The 19,863-nt window shown below is 65.6% G+C and carries 4 protein-coding genes; all 4 read left to right on the top strand.

Annotation, left to right across the window (positions count from 1 at the left end; genetic code table 11):
- Positions 1-4: 4 nt before the first annotated feature.
- Positions 5-1,048, top strand: coding sequence for a TauD/TfdA family dioxygenase (locus SMD10_RS21525; protein ID WP_331687803.1), 1,044 nt, complete (start codon positions 5-7; stop codon positions 1,046-1,048).
- Positions 1,048-9,624 carry a MupA/Atu3671 family FMN-dependent luciferase-like monooxygenase gene (locus tag SMD10_RS21520; protein WP_331687802.1) on the top strand — a complete coding sequence of 2,859 codons (8,577 nt, stop codon included), beginning with the start codon at positions 1,048-1,050 and terminating at the stop codon, positions 9,622-9,624. The genes SMD10_RS21525 and SMD10_RS21520 overlap by 1 nt, the downstream gene beginning before the upstream one ends.
- A complete protein-coding gene (locus tag SMD10_RS21515; protein ID WP_331687801.1) occupies positions 9,621-12,854 on the top strand; it encodes a non-ribosomal peptide synthetase in 3,234 nt (1,077 codons plus the stop codon). Before SMD10_RS21520 ends, SMD10_RS21515 begins: the two co-directional genes overlap by 4 nt.
- Positions 12,851-19,863: SDR family NAD(P)-dependent oxidoreductase (locus tag SMD10_RS21510; RefSeq protein WP_331687800.1), on the top strand; the 7,013-nt coding region annotated here is incomplete at its 3' end. The genes SMD10_RS21515 and SMD10_RS21510, both read left to right, overlap by 4 nt.

Here is a 19,863-nt window from a genome sequence, read left to right as displayed (position 1 = left end):
TCCAATGACTGGAACCCTGCCAAAGTTCGGACGCCGAGCCCTGCCGGACAATCCGGCGCTGGTCTCACAATCGGTCCGGCCCGGCAAGACATTGCCGTGGATTGTCAAGGCGTCCCGGCCCGATCTGGCGCTAAACGATTGGCTCGACGACAATATGGCCGAGATAGATGCGCGCCTCCTCAAACATGGAGCAATCCTGTTCCGGGGGTTCAGGCCACGGGATCTAGCCGGGTTTCAGAAGACGACCGAAAAGCTGACACGAACCCTTCTAAAGGATTACGGCGATCTGCCGAAAGAGGATGCGCAGGGCGACATCTACAAATCGACGCCCTATCCCGCAGACAAAATGATTCTCTTTCACAATGAAAGCTCGCATCTGACCTGCTGGCCCACACGGCAGTTCTTCATGTCGGTGATCGTGGCCAAGTCGGGCGGCGAAACCCCAATTGTCGATTGCCGTCAGGTGTTACAGGCGCTACCGCGCCATATCACCGATCCGCTGTTGGCACTTGGTCTATGTTACGTGCGCACCTTTGTGCCAAATTTTGACGTCAGCTGGCAGGCCTTCTTCAAGACCGACGTCAGAGCCGAGGCAGATGCGCTCTGCCGCGCTGCGGGGATGGAGCCAGCCTGGCGGGGCGAGGACATCATGCAGGTGCGCAATCGGGCCCCGGCGGTGATCCGCCATCCGGTGACGGGAGAGATGAGCTTCTTCAATCAGATCGCGCTCCACCATCCGTCCTGTCTGGATGTCGAGGTGAGGATGTCCATGGAGAGTTTCCTGGGACCCGACGCGCTGCCGCGCAATGTGACCTACGGGGATGGCACGCCCATCCCCGACGCTCATGTGGCCGAGATTGGGCGGGTTATGGACGATCTTAGCGTGGCGGACCCCTGGAATGAGGGTGATCTCATCATGCTCGACAACATGCTGGTGGCGCATGCGCGCAGGCCCTTCTCCGGCCCGCGCAAGATTGTCGTGGTCCTCGGCGACCCGGTCAGCCTGGATCAGGTCGAGTGCCCGTCTAGTCTGCAGGAGCAGGTATAATGAATGACGCCCCGGTCGACCATGAAACGTATCGCGCAACCCCCCAGCAATTTGCCGCGCGGGCCGGGACCCTGCCAGCGCAGATCGGTTTTAACCTCGTCACCTCCGTGTCTCGGGATCAGATATGTGAGGCTATCACGCGTGCTCTTGCCGCGCATGAGATTTTTCGCACTCGTCTGATCGAGGCCGCCACCATCGAGGAGTCGCGGCAAATCGTGGGCGGTCCTGCGCCGTCTCTCTGGGCGGAAGAGGCGAACGCAGACGGGATTCGTGCCAGCGTAGTGCCGTGCACGGAAGGGGGCTGGTCGATCACCCTAACTCTGCCGCCGGGCCTGCTGGACTTGCACGCGCTATCCCGGCTGCCGCTGGAAATCGTGTCGCATCTAGATGGCAACGCCCGTGACGATCACATGCACTATGCCGATGTAAGTGAGCGGTTGATCGAAGAGGCGCTGATGGCTCCCGACCGTGCACAGCCCTTCTCCGATAGCTGGGCTGGGTCCGGGCCGGAGGCAGCCGGTGAGGCACACTTCAGCCATGAGGCCGTGGCCCTGCGGCGCTGGCTTGAGGACCACGATCTGGCGCGAGGCGCCGAAGGGCGGACCGAGGCGGCGCTGGTGCACACTGTCACTACGCTTGCCCTCGCACATGCAGGGGCGGAAGCGGGCCTGTTGCACTTTCAGACCGATGCGCGAGGCTATGCTGAGTTCGACAATGTGATGGGGCCCTTCACCGCCGCTCGAGATGTGCCGATCTCGGCGCCTAGAGCTCAGCCTGTAATTGGGGCTGTGCGGGCCTGTGCCGATTGGCTGCCGCTTTTTGCCCAGCAACAATACCGCGTGCAGGTAGCTGATCTTGCCAGCTCGGCCGCCACCTGGGCGTTGGCCTATGCGCGTCTGCCCGACGATCATCGCATCACGTTCGACCCGTCACGGATCGCGTTCGGGGGAGAACCAAAGACCCCATATTCCATCGAGATCCTGGAATACGGCGACAGGCTCCACGGAGTGGTGCGGGTTGACCTGGCGCAGGGCGGGGCGGAGGCCGCGGCAGGCGTGGCGACGACCCTTTGTGCCATGCTCGATGCGCTGGTGGGCACGGCCGAAACCAGTGACGACCTGTGCAGGGCATCTGCCGCGCAGCCAACTGGTGAGGCGGGGGAGCTCGAAGCACCCGCCCCGACATTTCTCGAACTCTATCATGCCTGTGTCGCCAGACATGGCGCACTGCCGGCGTTCCGAATGCCGGAAGGCACTTCTTGGAGCTATAAGGAGCTGGACCGCCGCGCGGCAGCTTTTGCCGAAGTCCTGGAGAATGACGGCGTGAGCTTCGGTGACCGCGTTCTCTGCGCCGCTGAGATGAGCCCGGCCTATCTGGTGGCCCTGCTGGCAACCTGGAAACTCGGGGCGACCTTTGTCGCCGTCGCCCCCGACCGGGATGCCCAGGCCGAGGCACTGACACTGCGCGTGGCGCCGTCGAAACGGCTTTCCGCCGGGCGGTCCTGGCCCGACGGTGCTGCGGCGCTGGATGTTGACGCATGGCTGGCCGATGTGGCGGTGTCAGCGACGCCGCCGGCGCCCCGGCCTATGCCTTCGTCGGAGGGACTGGCCTATGTCATGTTCACCTCCGGCTCGACCGGCGTGCCGAAAGGAGTCGAGATATCGACCCGGGCGGTTGCGACCTATCTCGCCGCCTCGCAGGCGATGTTTGCGTTCGGTCCGGGGCAGACGCTGGCTTCGCTTGCGAGCCCGGCGACGGATTTTGGCCTCACGATGACCTTGGGGGCACTGGCTCATGGTAGCACGCTAGCCATCCTGCCCGAGGCGTGGCGGCTGGACGGAGCGGCGCTCTGGCCGGGCCTTGCCGATCTGGGCGTCACGGCGCTGAAAATCATCCCCTCTCATTTTCGGAGCCTAGGGGGCGAGGAACATCACGGCAAGATACAGTCGCTCGACACGTTGATCTTTGGCGGAGACCGGCTGCCCCGCGATCTGGTGGCAAAGGTTGCAGACGCTCGCGCCGGTCTGCGCATGTTCAACCACTACGGCCCGACAGAGAGTTGTATCGGCGCAGTGGCCGGACCGGTCGCCGTCCGACCGCTACCGGGCTTTGCCGACCTCGGCGCTCCGCTGCCTGGCTATGCAACCTGCGTCGCGGACGCGGCCCTGTCGCCAGTCCTTCCGGGATGTGTCGGGGAGTTGCTGATCGCCGGCCCGGCGCTGGCCGAAGGGTACCTGAACGATCCGGAAGAGACGGGACGACGGTTCATTATCCTCGGGGCGCTGCGCTGGTATCGCACGGGTGATCTGGTGCGCCGTGCATGGTCTGGCCCGAATCTTGCTTTTCTGGGACGTCGGGATCGTCAGGTCAAGGTGCGGGGGCACCGCGTTGAACCCGACGCGATCGAGGGCCTTTTGCGCACCGCAGCCGGTGTGCGCGAAGCGGTGGTCCTGAAACCAGCAGGCTCGGAAGCGCTGGTGGGGTTTGTCGTTCCCGATGCTTCGGTGAGCCTAGATACAACCGCTCTTCGGACCTTTCTAGAAGGGAAGCTGCCGGATGCGATGGTCCCGTCGCGCCTGACCGCCATCGAGGCGCTGCCACGTCTGGCCAACGGCAAGATTAACACCCGGGCGCTGGAGGATCTGTTGCCCTCGGTGACGGAGGACGCGGGCGCGCCGCCACAGGGCGTGATCGAAGAGGGAATTGCCGGGATCTGGAGCGAGATCCTCAACCGTGACCAGATCGGGCGGCATGACGTCTTCTTCGCAATCGGCGGACATTCCTTGCAGGTCATGCAATGTCTGTCCCGCATGTCGCAACGGCTGGGTGGCTCTGTCTCGATCAAGGCGTTCTTTGCCAATCCCACCATTGCGGGGCTGGCTGCGCATTTCGATACTGCACACCAGGCTGTGACCGTGACGCCGGAGGAAGCGAAGCCGCTCTCACGGTATCCCCTGTCGAAATCTCAGATGCGGATCTGGGCGATGGAGCAGATGCTGGATCTGGGCAGTGCCTATCACATTCCCTCTCTGATCGAGCTGGAGGGCCCCCTTGATGTGGCGGCGCTCCAGGCCGCTCTAGACGTATGCCTGTCCTATCATTCAATCTTCCAGAGCCGGTATGTGGAGGAAAAAGACGGCACCATATCCATGCGCTTTGCGCCGTATGAGCCGCTTATCCTCGACGTGGTCCAGGTGGCAGATGCCGAGGACGCGGCGGACCGGGCGCTGGCCCTTTCTCGGCAACCCTTTGATCTGGAGAATGGTCCGCTCTGTCGTGTGGCGCTCTACCTGATCAGCGAGACGCGGCATTATCTGGCCCTGTGTCTGCACCATATCGTGTCGGACGGGTGGTCGACCGGGTTGCTGGTCGCTGATCTTTCAGAGGCCTACCGCGCCGTGGCCTCCGGCCGGACGTTTGCGCCCGAAGGCGCGCGAGCATCCTATGCCGAATTTGTAGCGTGGGAGGCCTCCGACATCCATCAGGCCACCATCGCGCGGGATCTGACCTATTGGCGCGAAAAGCTGAAAGGGGCCGAGGCGCAGATCGATCTGCCCACATCTTTTGTTCGCCCCGCGACGCCCACATTCCGGGGAGGGCGCGTGCCGTTTGCCCTGACCCCTGATCTGGCGGTCGGGCTCAAGGCATTCTGCGCCGCGCGCGGGATTACAGCGTTTGCGTTTCTGGCCGCGACGATCCGCAGTTTTCTGGCTGCGCAGGCCGAACAGGCCGACTTCAACATTGGAACGGTTGTGGCAAATCGGCGCGACCATCGGTTCGAGCGCACTGTCGGTTGTTTCTTCAACACAGTCGTGCTGCGCAATCTAGTGGATGTGACCGCGCCGTTCACCACGGCGCTGGCGGCCGAGCATGACACAATCATCGACGCGCTCGACCATCAGGCGGCCCCTTTCGACGACGTTGTCAAGGCGCTTGGTGTGGACCGTCCGCTAGGTGAAGTGCCATTGTTCCAGGTCATGCTGGTCGTCCAGAACGGCATTGATACCGAGCTTCGTTTTCCGGGCCTGACGGCCCGGGCGGTGGACCTGCCCTGGCAGGCGTCGAAGTTCGATCTGACCTTTGATCTCTCGGTCTCTGCCGACGGGGTGGCGGGGCAGATCGAATTCAGTTCGGATCTGTTCTCGACTGAGCGGATCGCGCTGATGGCCGTGCAACTGGAGGTTTATGTCCAAAGGATACTGAATGCGCCTGAGGCTGATATCCTCACCCTTCTGCATCAGGGAGCGGTTGGCACCGCCCTTGCGCCAGTTGAGATATTGGGACCGGAGCGAGAAATCGCGCTGGCGGATGCGGTGCCGATACGCCTATGGCGGGCCCTGTCGGATCCTGCCGAAAGGCCAGCCCTGATCATGGGTGACAGGACCCTCACATATGACGGTCTGCGCGCGCAGGCACTGCGGCTCTGCGCCGGGTTTGCTGCCCTCGGCGGGTCACGGACGAGCCCAATCGTGATTTATGCGGAGCGCGGGCCAAGCCAGGTGGCCGCCATGCTCGCCTGTCTCTGGTCGGGCCGCGCCTATGTGCCGGTTGATCTGGAAACTCCTCTCCGGCGCCTGCAAGACATCATCGCGCAGGCGGCTCCGGCAGCGGTGCTGACGGATACGTCATTGCTGCCATGGGCCGCCGCCACCTTACCCTGCCAAGTGATCAACATAGCCGGGGCACAGGCGACTACCGACGTCGCGCCCGCGGCGGTGGCGCTTGGGGATACTGCCTATGTGATCTTCACTTCCGGCTCGACAGGCGTGCCCAAAGGGGTCGAAGTGACACACGAGGCGCTCGCCAACTTCTTCGCGGCGATGGACCGGGTTCTGATGCCCGAGGCCGGGGCCAAGGCGACCTGGATCAGCGTGTCCAGCATCGCCTTCGACATCTCCGTCCTCGAATTGCTCTGGCCATTGTGCCATGGGCAAAAGGTAGTCATCCAGCGGCGCGGCCCGTCAGCAGCCGAGTACGCGGCGCGATTGGCGCAGAAGGCCCCGGCCTTGAGCCTGATGTATTTCGCGGATGAAGAGGCGTCGGCGGGGCACGGAAAATACGATCTTTTGATGGCGGGCGCGCGATTTGCAGATGACAATGGCCTCGCCGCCGTCTGGACGCCCGAGCGCCACTTCGGCGCGTTCGGCGGCAGCTTCCCCAATCCCGCCATCTCGAGCGCCGCGATTGCTGCGGTGACTTCGCGCATTCAGATACGCGCAGGCAGCGTGGTGCCTGCGTTGCACCATCCGATGCGTCTGTGTGAAGACTGGAGCATGATCGACAACCTGTCGGGTGGGCGCGTCGGGATCTCCTTTGCGTCTGGCTGGCAACCGCATGATTTCGTCTTCAACCCTCAGGCCTATTCCGACCGCAAGGCGCATATGATTGAGGCGATTGAGGCCGTGCGGGCGATCTGGCGGGGCGCAGCCTATCATGGGACGAGCGGGCAGGGGGAGCCGGTTGAACTTTACTGCCGGCCCGCGCCGGTGCAGTCCGAGCTGCCGTTCTGGATGTCCTCGGCCGGCAATCCCGCGACCTTTGTCTCCGCCGGGGAGATTGGTGCCAATCTGCTGACCCACATGCTTGGCCAATCGCGCGCGGATCTAGCGGAGCGGATTGCGCTTTACCGCGACGCGCGCACTAGAGCGGCGCATCCGGGGCGTGGCCTTGTCACCGTCATGCTGCACACTTTCGTGGATGACGATCCTGCTCGGGCGCGTGCTCTGGCTGACGGGCCGTTGAAAGCATATCTAGCAACCTCCCTCGACCTCGTCAAACCGCTTGCGGCAGAGCGTGGCTTTGCCGCCGACAGTCTATCTGAGGCGGATCTCGATAGCCTTCTCGACCATGCGGTGGAACGCTATGCCACCCAGGCCGGGCTGATTGGGTCGCCTGCCTCATGCGCGTCCTTCATTGCGGATCTGGCCGAGATCGGCGTCGACGAGGTCGCTTGCCTAGTCGATTTCGGAGTGCCCGAGGCCAAGGTCATTGAGGCCTTTCCGCGTTTGCTGGATGTCCAACGTGAGGTTCTGGACCGTTTGTACCAGACTGGAACGGCGCAGACCACGCGGGACGAGGATGTGCTGGACCTGATCGAGCGTCACGAGGCCACGCATCTGCAATGCACGCCAGCCCTGGCCCATGTGCTGTGTCTGTCGGATCAGGCGGCGCGGCTGAGTGATCTCGAACAGATGCTGGTCGGGGGCGAGGTGCTGTCCGATGCGCTGGCAGAGCGGCTGACCGACCTGCGGCGAGGGGGAGCGCTCTTCAACATGTATGGCCCCACCGAGACTACGATCTGGAGCAGTTTCAGCAACGTGGGAGTGGGGCCTGTGACGCTCGGCCTGCCGGTGCTGAACACGCGGTTTCGGGTCCTCTCCCCTCATGGGTATCCGGTACCGCAGGGCTGGCGAGGGACGCTGGCCATTGGTGGGCTCGGCCTCGCCGCCGGATATCTCGGCCAGCCGGAGCGCACGGCGCAGGCTTTTCTGCACGATGCCGAGGGCGTGCGCTGGTTCGATACGGGCGATACGGTCACCCTGTCCGAAGCCGGTGTTCTGAGCTATCTGGGCCGCAAGGATGGCTTCGAGAAGGTCAATGGCTTCCGCGTCGAAACCCGCGAGATCGAAGCGGCCTGTGAGGCATTGCCGGAGGTGGAGACGGCCCTAGTGCGGATCCAGCGCTCGGGCGATGTGCTGTCGGAGACAGCACAAATTCTGGCCTTCCTCAAGCCGAGGGCGGGGCAAACGCTCCCGTCCCGCTCCACCCTGCGGGCGGCCCTACTGGAGCGTCTGCCGCGTTATGCCTGCCCATCGGCCTTCTATCGGATCGATCGAATCCCGCTGACCATCAGCGGCAAAATCGATCGCCCCGCGCTTCGGCCCGAGGCGGCGCAGGCCCTGTCGGACCCGGTTCGTCCGGCCGGTGCGGAACCGGATTCGGCAACGGTTGGCATGCTGAAGACCCTATGGGCGGAGTTGCTGGGCCTGGAGGATGTTGGCGTTACTGACAACTTCTTCCATCTGGGGGGCGACAGCGTGTTGACCATTCAGATGGCCTCCCGCCTGCAGGCGGCGGGCTATGACGTTGCAGCGCGCCATGTGTTTGAACATCAGACCATCGCGGCACTGGCACCGCATCTGTCGGCTGGCCGCGCGCCCGTGGCGGTGTCGGTGGATGAAGTGGGGGAAGCGTTTGCGCTGACCCCGATTCAGGCTTGGTTCTTCGACCAGGTGAGAACGGATCGCGATCACTACAATCAGTCGCTGGCGCTGTGGCTCGATCCCAGGGTTACGCGGGCGATGGTGGACGATGCGCTCACTGCGCTGATCGCGCATCACTCTGCCCTGCGGCACCGGTTTGCATTGGTCGACGGCGTCTGGCAACAGGCGCCTATGGCTGCCGGGGGGCTGCCGTCGGTTTTGATGAGTCTGTCCGGTGCAGAGACTCTGGAGGCGGTCGCGGACAGGCTCCATACCAACCTTGACATAGGGACAGGGCGGCTGATGGCGGGCGCACTTATGCCGGGAGAAGGAGCAGGGCGGGCGACACTTGTTCTCGTCTTGCATCATCTGGCTGTGGATGGTGTGTCGTGGCGCATCCTGACGGAGGATCTGCAGACCCTTCTGCAGGCCGCCATAGATGAGGCAGAGGCGCCAGCGCTACGCGCCTCGGCCTCCTACGGGACGTGGCAAGCACATCTGGCGCGCCATGCGCGGACCATCGGCAACAAGGCGGCGCATGAGGCGTTACGCACGAGATTCCGCGGAGTCGTGCCTGATAGGATTCGCCCGGAAACGCGAGGCGCTAACATAGTCGCTGCAGCAGTCACACAGAGCCATGATCTGCCGCCGGAACTGGCGGAGGAGGTCTTGCGGGGCTTGCCCGGGCGTCTCGGCATCGCCACGCAAGAGGCGCTGCTGTCCGCCATGCATCTGGCGTTCTGTGAGGTGTTCGATCTGGATTCAATGGCGATCGATGTCGAAGGGCATGGGCGTGATCTGAATGCGCAGGATCCCGACACGCTGCGCAGTGTGGGCTGGTTTACGGCGCTCTTTCCGATCTGCCTCAGGGATGGGCGCGCCGATCTGGTGGGCCTGCTTCGTGCCGCGCAGGCCCAGCTTGCACCGCAGTCGCCAACGCATCAGGAGTTCGGATGCTTGGCCTATCTGCATCCTGACGCGGACGTGCGGGCGCGGGCACAGGCCCTGTCGAGCGATGTGATCTTCAACTATCTCGGCCAGACTCCCACCCGGGGTGGCTCGCCCGGCCCCGTGGCGTTGCGAAGCAGCGAGGTCGGTCAGAGGCACGCCCCGTCGCAGATCCGTCCGCATCTGTTCAACATCAACGCCATCGCCATCGACGGGGGAATCCGTGTGGAGTGGACCTATCCGCCCGACCTCTTCGACGCGGCGACGATCACGCGGCTAATCTCCGCTGTTACACAGTATCTGGAACGGATGGTCGCCCTTACCGAACTCGATGCCTCGAGTCCGATTGTGGATGAGTTCCAGGACGTCTCTCTCGACCACAATGAGTTCGACGCGCTTCTGACCGAACTGGAAGACCTCAGATGAAGGACGACAAGATACAGGACATCCTGCCGCTCCTGCCGGCGCAGCAGGGCATGTTGTTTCAAACGATGACGCGGCCCGATCGGGACAGTTTCGTCGTGTTCCTGTCGATGGAGATCGAGGGTCCGCTTGCGCCCGATGTGCTGGACGAGGCATGGCAGCATGTCGTCGCCAGCCATGATGCGCTGCGCACCGGCTTCTTCCGGCTGCAGACCCGCTCGCCGGTACAGGTGGTGTTTCGCAAAGTGTCCCTCGCGGTCGAGCATCTGGACTGGACGAATGAGACCGACCCCGGGGCCACGCTCGGCGCCCTCAAAGAAGGCATTCGCGCGACCGGTTTTGCCTTTGGCCGGGCGCCTCTGATGCGCGTTCACCTGATCCGGCGTGGCCCGTCGGCATGGACAATGCTCTGGTCCTACTACCACGCGATCCTTGATGGCGCCTCAGTCCCGCCGATATTGAAGCGCGTAATGAACACCTATTCCGCGCTCGCCGGATTGGGGGAAAGGCCGCAGTTTCGGGTCCCGCAGGCCAAGGACCATGTCCGTTGGTGGAAGTCCCGGCCGGTGGAAGCGTCCGAGGCATTCTGGCGAACCGAGTTGCAGGCGGTGACCGAAGCCTTCGTCACTGATCTAGAATTGTCGCCGTCCCACGAGAGCGGCGAGCCCAATCTCATGCGCTCCGAGCATCGCCTTAGTCTGACCGGGACCGAGCAACGCGAGGTGCAGGAATTTGCCCGCAGCAGCGGGGTGACTGTCGCCAACCTGATGGCCGCCGCCTGGTCACTGGTTCTGTCGCGCTTTTCCGACAGCGACACGGTTCTGTTCGGCGCGGTCCAACTCGGGCGGGATGGCGGTATCGGCGCGCCGGAGGATCTGGTTGGCTGTTTCATCCAGACCGTGCCCACCCGTGTGACCTGCCACCCGAATGCGCCGGTCCTGGCGTGGCTGCAGGAGCTTCAGAAGGCCGCGGCAGACAGGATGGCGCATGGTCATCTGGGGCTTGCTCGCATCCAGCGCTGTGCCTCCGCGCGGGAGAGCCAAGCTCTGTTCGGGACGCTTCTAGTCGTGCAGCCGATGCCGAGCGATGCGATCGAGGGCGACTTCGGCGATTTGTCGATTGGCAGGATCGAGATGGAGGAGTCCACCGACAGTCCGATCACGGCCTATGCGGTTGTGGGGCAGCAGATCGATCTGAAACTCGTAGGCGTAGGTCTTGCACCCCATGATCTAGGCCGGGCGCTACAGTACTGGCACGAAGCGCTGGTCACGATCTGCCGCGAGCCGCATGCCAAGCTCGATCAGTTGACGCTAACACCGGACTCCGACCGCAACCTGCTTCGGCAATTGTCGGGCCGGGCCGAGGCTGAGGCCCATGCGGATGCACCGGACATTATCACAGCCATCTGGACTTGGGCCGCGCGTCAGCCGGGCGCGCCCGCAGTGCATGATCCGGCCGGGTCTGTGGCCCATGGCGACCTAATCCTCGCGGCGGATCGGATCGCAGCCAACCTGTCGGCACGGGGCGTGGGGCCGGGGGATCGCGTCGCACTCATGCTCTCGCGCAAATGGACATTGGTGGCGGCCATTCTGGGTATCCTACGCGCCGGCGCGGTGGTGGTGCCGATCGACCCGCTCTACCCGCAGACGCGGCGCGCCATGATCATCTCGGACGCGGCCCCGAAGGTGCTGATCCATAATGCTGGCGCGGTCGATTGGGTCCAGGTGACCGACAACTGCATTGCGGCGGACATCGAAACGCTGCTGACCAGCGCGGCGCCTGTGTCGGCCCTGCCGATTGGGTCCATGGACTGCAACCATCCAGCCTATATCATTTACACCTCCGGCTCGACCGGGGTGCCTAAGGGCGTGATCCTTAGCCGCCGCAACATCGCAGGTTTTGCCGCCTGGGCCAGGGCCACCTATGCTGGCGAAGACCTCGCCGGAGTCGCTGCGGGCACGTCGGTCTGTTTCGACCTGTCGATCTTCGAAATCCTTGTGCCGCTCTCTGCCGGAGGCGCAGTCATTCTTTGCGACACGATTTTGTCCTTGCCGGCTCACCCCCGGCGGGCCGAGGTGCGTCTGATCAACACGGTCCCATCTGCGGCGGAGGCATTGCTGGCCGGTCGCGCATTTCCGGACACTGTGACGACGCTGAATCTGGCCGGTGAGCCGCTGAAGCGGGAAACGGTTGCCGCCATTCGGGCGCAGACCCGAGTCCGGCAGCTCAGCAATCTCTATGGCCCGTCGGAATGCACCGTCTACGCGACAGCAGAGGTACTTGACCCGGATCATAGTGGCAAACCTCTGATCGGCAGCCCGATCTCCGGCACGTTGTGCGTGATCCTCGACCGGCTTGGCCGCCTAGCCCCGATTGGCGCGGTAGGAGAGCTGTATCTGGGCGGGACAGGCGTCGGTATCGGTTACTGGCAGCGCGACGATCTGACAGCGGACCGCTTCGCCGAGCGGTCCGTGCGCGGGCTGGGGCGCCACCGGTTTTACCGGACTGGCGATCTGGTGCGCTGGCGGATGATCGGGGGCGGGTCCTATCGCCTGGAGTATCTCGACCGGAAGGACCGGATGATCAAGCTCAATGGTTACCGTGTCGAACCCGGGGAGGTCGAGGCCGTCTTGCGCCAGCACAATGAGGTGGCGGACATCGCCGTCTGCCGCTCGGTGCTCGCCGGAAATCAGGTTCTGCGCGCCTTCGTCGTGCCGGCGTTCGGAAGCGGACAGGAGCCGCGTGAGCTACAAGAATGGCTGCGCGACAGATTGCCCGCATTCATGATCCCTTCGCATATTGCGATGCTCGATGCCTTGCCTCTCACCTTGAACGGCAAGATCGATTACAAGGCGCTGGAAGCTCGCCCGCTGACCGTGGCCAATCCCTCTCCCTCGGACCAGTCGCCGGCCGCCAGCGACATCGCAGGCCGGATTGCGGCCATCTGGAAGGAGGTCCTGGGCCTTGACGCAGTGCCGCTCGATCGCGGCTTCTTCGAGTTGGGCGGTACGTCGCTTTCCCTTCTCGGGGTGCACCGGGCTCTGGTCGAGGCGGGGTTTGACGAGCTGCAGGTGGTAGATCTGTTGAGCCATACTACCATCGCGGAGCTGGCTGCACATCTTGACCAGGGGCAGGCTGCGCCCGCGCAAGACTCCATTAACGCGGTGAAGAAACGTGTGGCCGCCCGGCGGCTGAAGGCGGCGCAACGGCGGCGGGCGGAGGACCTGCAATGAAGGATACAGCGCCATTCCCCGATCTGAATGACGCGGTTGCGATCATCGGCATGTCTTGCCGGTTTCCCGACGCGACCTCGCCTGTGGCCTTCTGGGACAATCTGCTGGCCGGGCATGCTTCCATCCGTCCGTTGCGCCCCGATGAGGTGGCCGACACGCCCACGGCGCGCGCCATCAAGAGCGATCCCGGCTATGTGAACGCGGCCGCGCCGCTGGAAGGACTTGACCAGTTCGATCCTGACTTCTTCGACATGACCGAGCGCGAGGCCGAACTGTCCGATCCGCAATTGCGTCTACTGATGATGGCCTGCGCGGATGCGTTGCAGCATGCAGGCTATGGTGCCGGTTTAGGGGCGCAGCATGCCGGAGCTTATCTCGCGTGTCATCGCAGCGCGTATTTTCTGCGCAATATCCAGCCGCGCACCGATCTGATGCAGACCTTTTCCCGCCAGATCTCGAACCTCAACGAAAAGGACTTTGTGGCGACCTTTATTGCCAACAAGCTCAACCTCCACGGCCCTGCGATGACGGTTGCGACGGCCTGTTCGTCGTCGCTCGTTGCGGTGCATCAGGCCGTGAAGAGCCTTTTGACCTTCGAGTGCGACGTTAGCCTTGCCGGTGGCGCCTCCATCAATCCCGATCAGAACGTCGGCTACGTCTCTCGTCCTGGTGGGATCACGTCGGGTTCCGGGGTGTGCCGTGTCTTCGACGCTGGGGCAGATGGGACGGTGTTCGGGAGCGGCGCGGGGGTTGTCGTGCTCAAGCGCTACGAAGACGCGGTGGCGGATGGGGATTTCGTGCATGCGGTGATCCTAGGCTCAGCGGTTAACAACGACGGGGCGCGCAAGGTGGGCTTCACCGCGCCCAGCGTGGCGGGGCAGACCGAGGTGATTCTGGAGGCGCTGGAAGCCGCGGGGGTGCATGCCGACGAGTTGGGCCTGATCGAAGCACATGGCACCGGCACCCGTCTAGGCGACCCGATCGAGGTGCGCGCCCTGCAGGCGGGGTTTGCCGCGCAGCGCGGCCAAACCGACTTGCCGCCGCCCGTGCCCCGGGCGCAGGCCGCGCGCTGCTTTCTGGGCTCGGTCAAGAGCAATATTGGCCATCTCGACACCGCGGCGGGGGTGGCCGGGCTGATCAAGGCGGCGCTCGCCGTGCGCCATGGAGAGATCCCGGCGACGCTGAACTTCTCGCGCCTCAACCCCGAGATCGACCTGTCGGACGGCCGGTTCGAAATCGCCGCGTCGCGCCGACCCTGGCCGAACTCGGTCGCCGGGGGGCCGGTGGCGCGACGGGTGGCGGGCGTTAGCGCCTTCGGCATCGGCGGTACCAATGTGCACATGATCCTGAGCGCGGCGCCGGAGCGTCCGGCTGCGGAGTCGGACCGGAGCGAGGAGAGCCCGCAGGCGCTGTTTCTGTCGGCGCGTTCGGCTGCGGCCCTAGCGCAGTATCGCACAGATCTGGCGGCCTGGCTGGAGCGGGCGGAGGCAGAGGCGCATCCGCTGCCCGCCATCGCCGCCACCCTACGCACTAGGCGCCCCGCTGCGACCTGGCGGCTGGCGGTGATCGCGGCCAGCCGGACCGAGGCCGCCGCCGCCCTGCGCGCGGCCCCCCTGCCGGCGGGCGAGACCACGGCGCCCGGCGCGCTGGCCTTTGTCTTCCCGGGCCAGGGCAGTCAGCATCCCGCGATGATCGCGCCACATTACGCTCGCCATGTCGTCTATCGCGTGGCCTACGACCGGGTCGCCTCTGCGATGCCCGCGCCCGTCCGATCGGTGCTGGAGGACCTCGCTCGGGGCACGCATGTGTCCGAGGCCGCGCTGGCCCGGACCGAGGTGACCCAGCCCGCCCTCTTCGCGGCCAGCTATGCGGCGGCGGCGCTGTGGCAGGCCCGGGAGGTGCACCCCGAGGCGGGCCTTCTGGGCCATTCGATTGGGGAATATGCCGCCGCCTGCCTGGCCGGGGTGATGACGCCCGAAAGTGCCGCCCGGATCGTCGCCGCGCGCGGCGCGCTCATGCAGGCCGCGCCGCCGGGCCGGATGCTGGCCGTGGGGCTGAGCGCCGAGGATCTGGCCCCCTACCTGGCCGAAGGCGAGGTCGATATCGCGGCGCTGAATGGCCCGCGCCAGACGGTGCTCGCAGGGTCGGAGGCTGCGATCGCGGCGCTGCGCGACAGGCTCGCGGCCAATGGGCAGCGGAGCGTGGTGCTCGCCACTTCACACGGCTTCCACTCGCGTCTCTTCGACGAGGCGGCGGCGCGATTTGCCGAGATCATCGCCGCCGAGCCGCTGAAGCCGCCACAAGCGCGGGTGATCTCGAACGTGACGGGCGCCGTGCTGAAGGCCGAGGCGGCGCAGGACCCTGCCTATTGGGCGCGACAGATGCGGGCGCCGGTGCGGTTCCATGACGGGCTGGTGACGCTGATGTCGGGTCCGACCCCGCCGCAGGCCATTCTGGAGGTCGGGCCCGGGGCGACGCTGACCGGTCTGATCCGGCATGCCGCCCTCACCCCGCGCCCCGTCTGCCTGCCCGGATCTCCGCCTGCGCCGCAGACCACCGACGACCCGTTCCTGACCACCGCCGCCACTCTCTGGACCCTCGGCCACCCCTCCTCCTGGCCCACGCCCCCCCATACCACGCCCCCACTCCCGACCCCAAAACTCAACACTCGAGACTTCTGGATCGGCGAAATGACGGAAACGGGGGCACCGCCCCAACAGGGGGAGGTGCTGAAGCCTGTGTTGCGCGACTTGCCGGAACCCGACGCCGCGCGGCCCCGTCACGTGACGGTCATTTCCTTCACGGATGGCACGGCTCATCCACTCGATGGGTTGGATGTCGGCACGGAACTAGGTGTCACACTGTCCTGCCACGCCCTACTGGTGCCGGACGGAGTGGAGGCGCCAGGCTGGGGGGCGTTCAGGGCGCTCCTGCCGAATTCGGGCGACGGCTCCGCTCTCGTTCTGGGCCTGCCCGATCTCGATAAGCAGTGGAAGGGCACGGGCCGGAACACGGCCTTTCTGTCAGAGCTTTTCCATCACCTCACATGCCATCCGCTGGTGCCGACCCTGCTCGTCTCTTCTCCTGCCTGCACCGGTCCCGGTGCGGCAGAGGCGGCGGCCTTTGCTGCCACCGCCCGGGCCGAGTTGCAGCCGACACCTTTCGGACATCTGCGCGCCGAACAGACGCCGCGCGTCAGCCACATAATGCAGGCCTTGGCCTGCCTGCCCCGGGCCACGCGGTTCGTACTGTCTGATGGGGGGCTGCAGGTCGAAGACCTTGCGCTCTGCGACTTCCCCGACAGATCGTCTGCGAAACCTCACGTCACGGCTCGCGTGACCCTGATCGCTGGTGGGCTGGGTGGGATCGGGCGAGCCCTGGTGGAGCAGGTCGATGCGCGGGCGGGCGACAGGTTCATTCTGCTCACCCGGCGCGATCCCGATGCGCAGACCGATGCCGAGTCCGCCTGGCTCGACGAGATGGCGGCGCGGTCGCGTGACGTGGTGGTGATCGCGTGCGATATCACCGATGCCGACGCTGTGGGCACGGTCCTTGCCGATTTGCAGGCATCAGGCCGATTACCGGATGAGATTGTTCATGCGGCAGGTTTGGCTGAGGGCCGAATGCTGCGCACCAAGCCCGACCAGATGCTATCAATTGCATATGGCATAAAAGTGCAGGGTGCCTTGAACCTGCTCGATGTTGCGCGGCGCTATGCGATCCCCCGGGTGGTCCTGTTCTCCTCTATCAGTGCGATCCGCGGCGATGCCGGACAGAGTGGGTATGGTGCAGCGAATGCGGCTTTGATGGCGCTGGCCCGGCAGGCGCAGAAGGAGGGACCGAAGGTGACGGCTATCCTGTGGGACCGGTGGCACGAGACCGGGATGGCCGATCCGAAACGTATGCCGCCCGGTCTGAGCGAGATGGCGGCTCGGGCCGCCCAGCGCCCCGCACTGCCGGTGCCTGAGGCGGTGGCGTGGTTTGACAGGTTGCGCGAGATCGATGAACCCTGTGTCATCGTGGCTGCCCGCCGCCCCCAAGCGACGGCGGCGCCAGAAGCGCGAGGGTCCACACGCGCCCCGGCGCAGATGCGCGACATTGCAGAAGTCACCGCGACCCTGCGCGCCATCTGGTCTGATCTCTTGGGCAATGACAATTTCGGCAACGGCGACAATTTCTTTGATGTTGGTGGCGATTCGGTTCTTCTAGTCGCGCTGCACGATCAGATCCAGACGCGGTTACAGACGGATGTCCCACTCGAGAGGCTGTTCGAACATCCCAATGTCTCCACGCAGGCCCGGTTCTTCGCCTCCAATCAGGACGCGCCGCAAGCGGCGCGGGTCAAGGCCGCAGCGGATACAGGCCCCTCCGGGAGCGTTGCGATCATCGGGATGAGCCTGCGCTGTGCCGGGGCCGACTCGCTCGATCAGTTCTGGGAGAACCTCCTTTCCGGCAAGGATACGTTCCAGCGCGGCCCGATAGATGGGACGCGGGTGGGCGTGACCAGCGCGCCGGACAATATCCGCGATTTCGACCGACAGCTCTTCGGCTTCTCCCTGCGGGAGGCCGCGCTGACGGATCCGCAACAGCGCGTGTTGATGAGCGTAGCCTATGATGCCTTGCTCCATGCCTCCTGTGTAGAGGCGGCGACCGGGATGCTGACGGGCTGTTATCTGGGGGGCGCCGAAAGTAGCTATCTGCGCGAAGTACTTCTGCCGGAAAAAGATTCTCTTGCTGGCGTCGATCCGCTGGCCGTCGAGATCGGGAACTCTAGAGACTTCATCGCGACGCGCCTGGCCTATGCCCTTGGATTGCGTGGCCCCTCTGTCAGTGTCAGCTCGGCTTGTTCGACCTCGCTTCTGGCGATCCATCTGGCCTGCCGGGCGCTTCTGAACGGCGAGTGCCGCATGGCGCTGGCGGGCGGCGCGCGGATCAAAGCGCCCGAGCCCACCGGCTACGTCTCTCGTCCTGGTGGGATCACGTCGGGTTCCGGGGTGTGCCGTGTCTTCGACGCTGGGGCAGATGGGACGGTGTTCGGGAGCGGCGCGGGGGTTGTCGTGCTCAAGCGCTACGAAGACGCGGTGGCGGATGGGGATTTCGTGCATGCGGTGATCCTAGGCTCAGCGGTTAACAACGACGGGGCGCGCAAGGTGGGCTTCACCGCGCCCAGCGTGGCGGGGCAGACCGAGGTGATTCTGGAGGCGCTGGAAGCCGCGGGGGTGCATGCCGACGAGTTGGGCCTGATCGAAGCACATGGCACCGGCACCCGTCTAGGCGACCCGATCGAGGTGCGCGCCCTGCAGGCGGGGTTTGCCGCGCAGCGCGGCCAAACCGACTTGCCGCCGCCCGTGCCCCGGGCGCAGGCCGCGCGCTGCTTTCTGGGCTCGGTCAAGAGCAATATTGGCCATCTCGACACCGCGGCGGGGGTGGCCGGGCTGATCAAGGCGGCGCTCGCCGTGCGCCATGGAGAGATCCCGGCGACGCTGAACTTCTCGCGCCTCAACCCCGAGATCGACCTGTCGGACGGCCGGTTCGAAATCGCCGCGTCGCGCCGACCCTGGCCGAACTCGGTCGCCGGGGGGCCGGTGGCGCGACGGGTGGCGGGCGTTAGCGCCTTCGGCATCGGCGGTACCAATGTGCACATGATCCTGAGCGCGGCGCCGGAGCGTCCGGCTGCGGAGTCGGACCGGAGCGAGGAGAGCCCGCAGGCGCTGTTTCTGTCGGCGCGTTCGGCTGCGGCCCTAGCGCAGTATCGCACAGATCTGGCGGCCTGGCTGGAGCGGGCGGAGGCAGAGGCGCATCCGCTGCCCGCCATCGCCGCCACCCTACGCACTAGGCGCCCCGCTGCGACCTGGCGGCTGGCGGTGATCGCGGCCAGCCGGACCGAGGCCGCCGCCGCCCTGCGCGCGGCCCCCCTGCCGGCGGGCGAGACCACGGCGCCCGGCGCGCTGGCCTTTGTCTTCCCGGGCCAGGGCAGTCAGCATCCCGCGATGATCGCGCCACATTACGCTCGCCATGTCGTCTATCGCGTGGCCTACGACCGGGTCGCCTCTGCGATGCCCGCGCCCGTCCGATCGGTGCTGGAGGACCTCGCTCGGGGCACGCATGTGTCCGAGGCCGCGCTGGCCCGGACCGAGGTGACCCAGCCCGCCCTCTTCGCGGCCAGCTATGCGGCGGCGGCGCTGTGGCAGGCCCGGGAGGTGCACCCCGAGGCGGGCCTTCTGGGCCATTCGATTGGGGAATATGCCGCCGCCTGCCTGGCCGGGGTGATGACGCCCGAAAGTGCCGCCCGGATCGTCGCCGCGCGCGGCGCGCTCATGCAGGCCGCGCCGCCGGGCCGGATGCTGGCCGTGGGGCTGAGCGCCGAGGATCTGGCCCCCTACCTGGCCGAAGGCGAGGTCGATATCGCGGCGCTGAATGGCCCGCGCCAGACGGTGCTCGCAGGGTCGGAGGCTGCGATCGCGGCGCTGCGCGACAGGCTCGCGGCCAATGGGCAGCGGAGCGTGGTGCTCGCCACTTCACACGGCTTCCACTCGCGTCTCTTCGACGAGGCGGCGGCGCGATTTGCCGAGATCATCGCCGCCGAGCCGCTGAAGCCGCCACAAGCGCGGGTGATCTCGAACGTGACGGGCGCCGTGCTGAAGGCCGAGGCGGCGCAGGACCCTGCCTATTGGGCGCGACAGATGCGGGCGCCGGTGCGGTTCCATGACGGGCTGGTGACGCTGATGTCGGGTCCGACCCCGCCGCAGGCCATTCTGGAGGTCGGGCCCGGGGCGACGCTGACCGGTCTGATCCGGCATGCCGCCCTCACCCCGCGCCCCGTCTGCCTGCCCGGATCTCCGCCTGCGCCGCAGACCACCGACGACCCGTTCCTGACCACCGCCGCCACTCTCTGGACCCTCGGCCACCCCTCCTCCTGGCCCACGCCCCCCCATACCACGCCCCCACTCCCGACCCCAAAACTCAACACTCGAGACTTCTGGATCGGCGAAATGACGGAAACGGGGGC

It is taken from the genome of Consotaella aegiceratis, from assembly GCF_036541425.1.
Taxonomy (GTDB): domain Bacteria; phylum Pseudomonadota; class Alphaproteobacteria; order Rhizobiales; family Rhizobiaceae; genus Consotaella; species Consotaella aegiceratis.
This window is presented reverse-complemented; position numbering and strand designations above follow the sequence as displayed.

Excerpts from the sequence above, each read along its gene's own strand:
- SMD10_RS21520 (WP_331687802.1), top strand. The coding sequence starts at position 1,048 with ATGAATGACGCCCCGGTCGACCATGAAACGTATCGCGCAACCCCCCAG.
- SMD10_RS21515 (WP_331687801.1), top strand. The coding sequence starts at position 9,621 with ATGAAGGACGACAAGATACAGGACATCCTGCCGCTCCTGCCGGCGCAG.
- SMD10_RS21525 (WP_331687803.1), top strand. The coding sequence starts at position 5 with ATGACTGGAACCCTGCCAAAGTTCGGACGCCGAGCCCTGCCGGACAAT.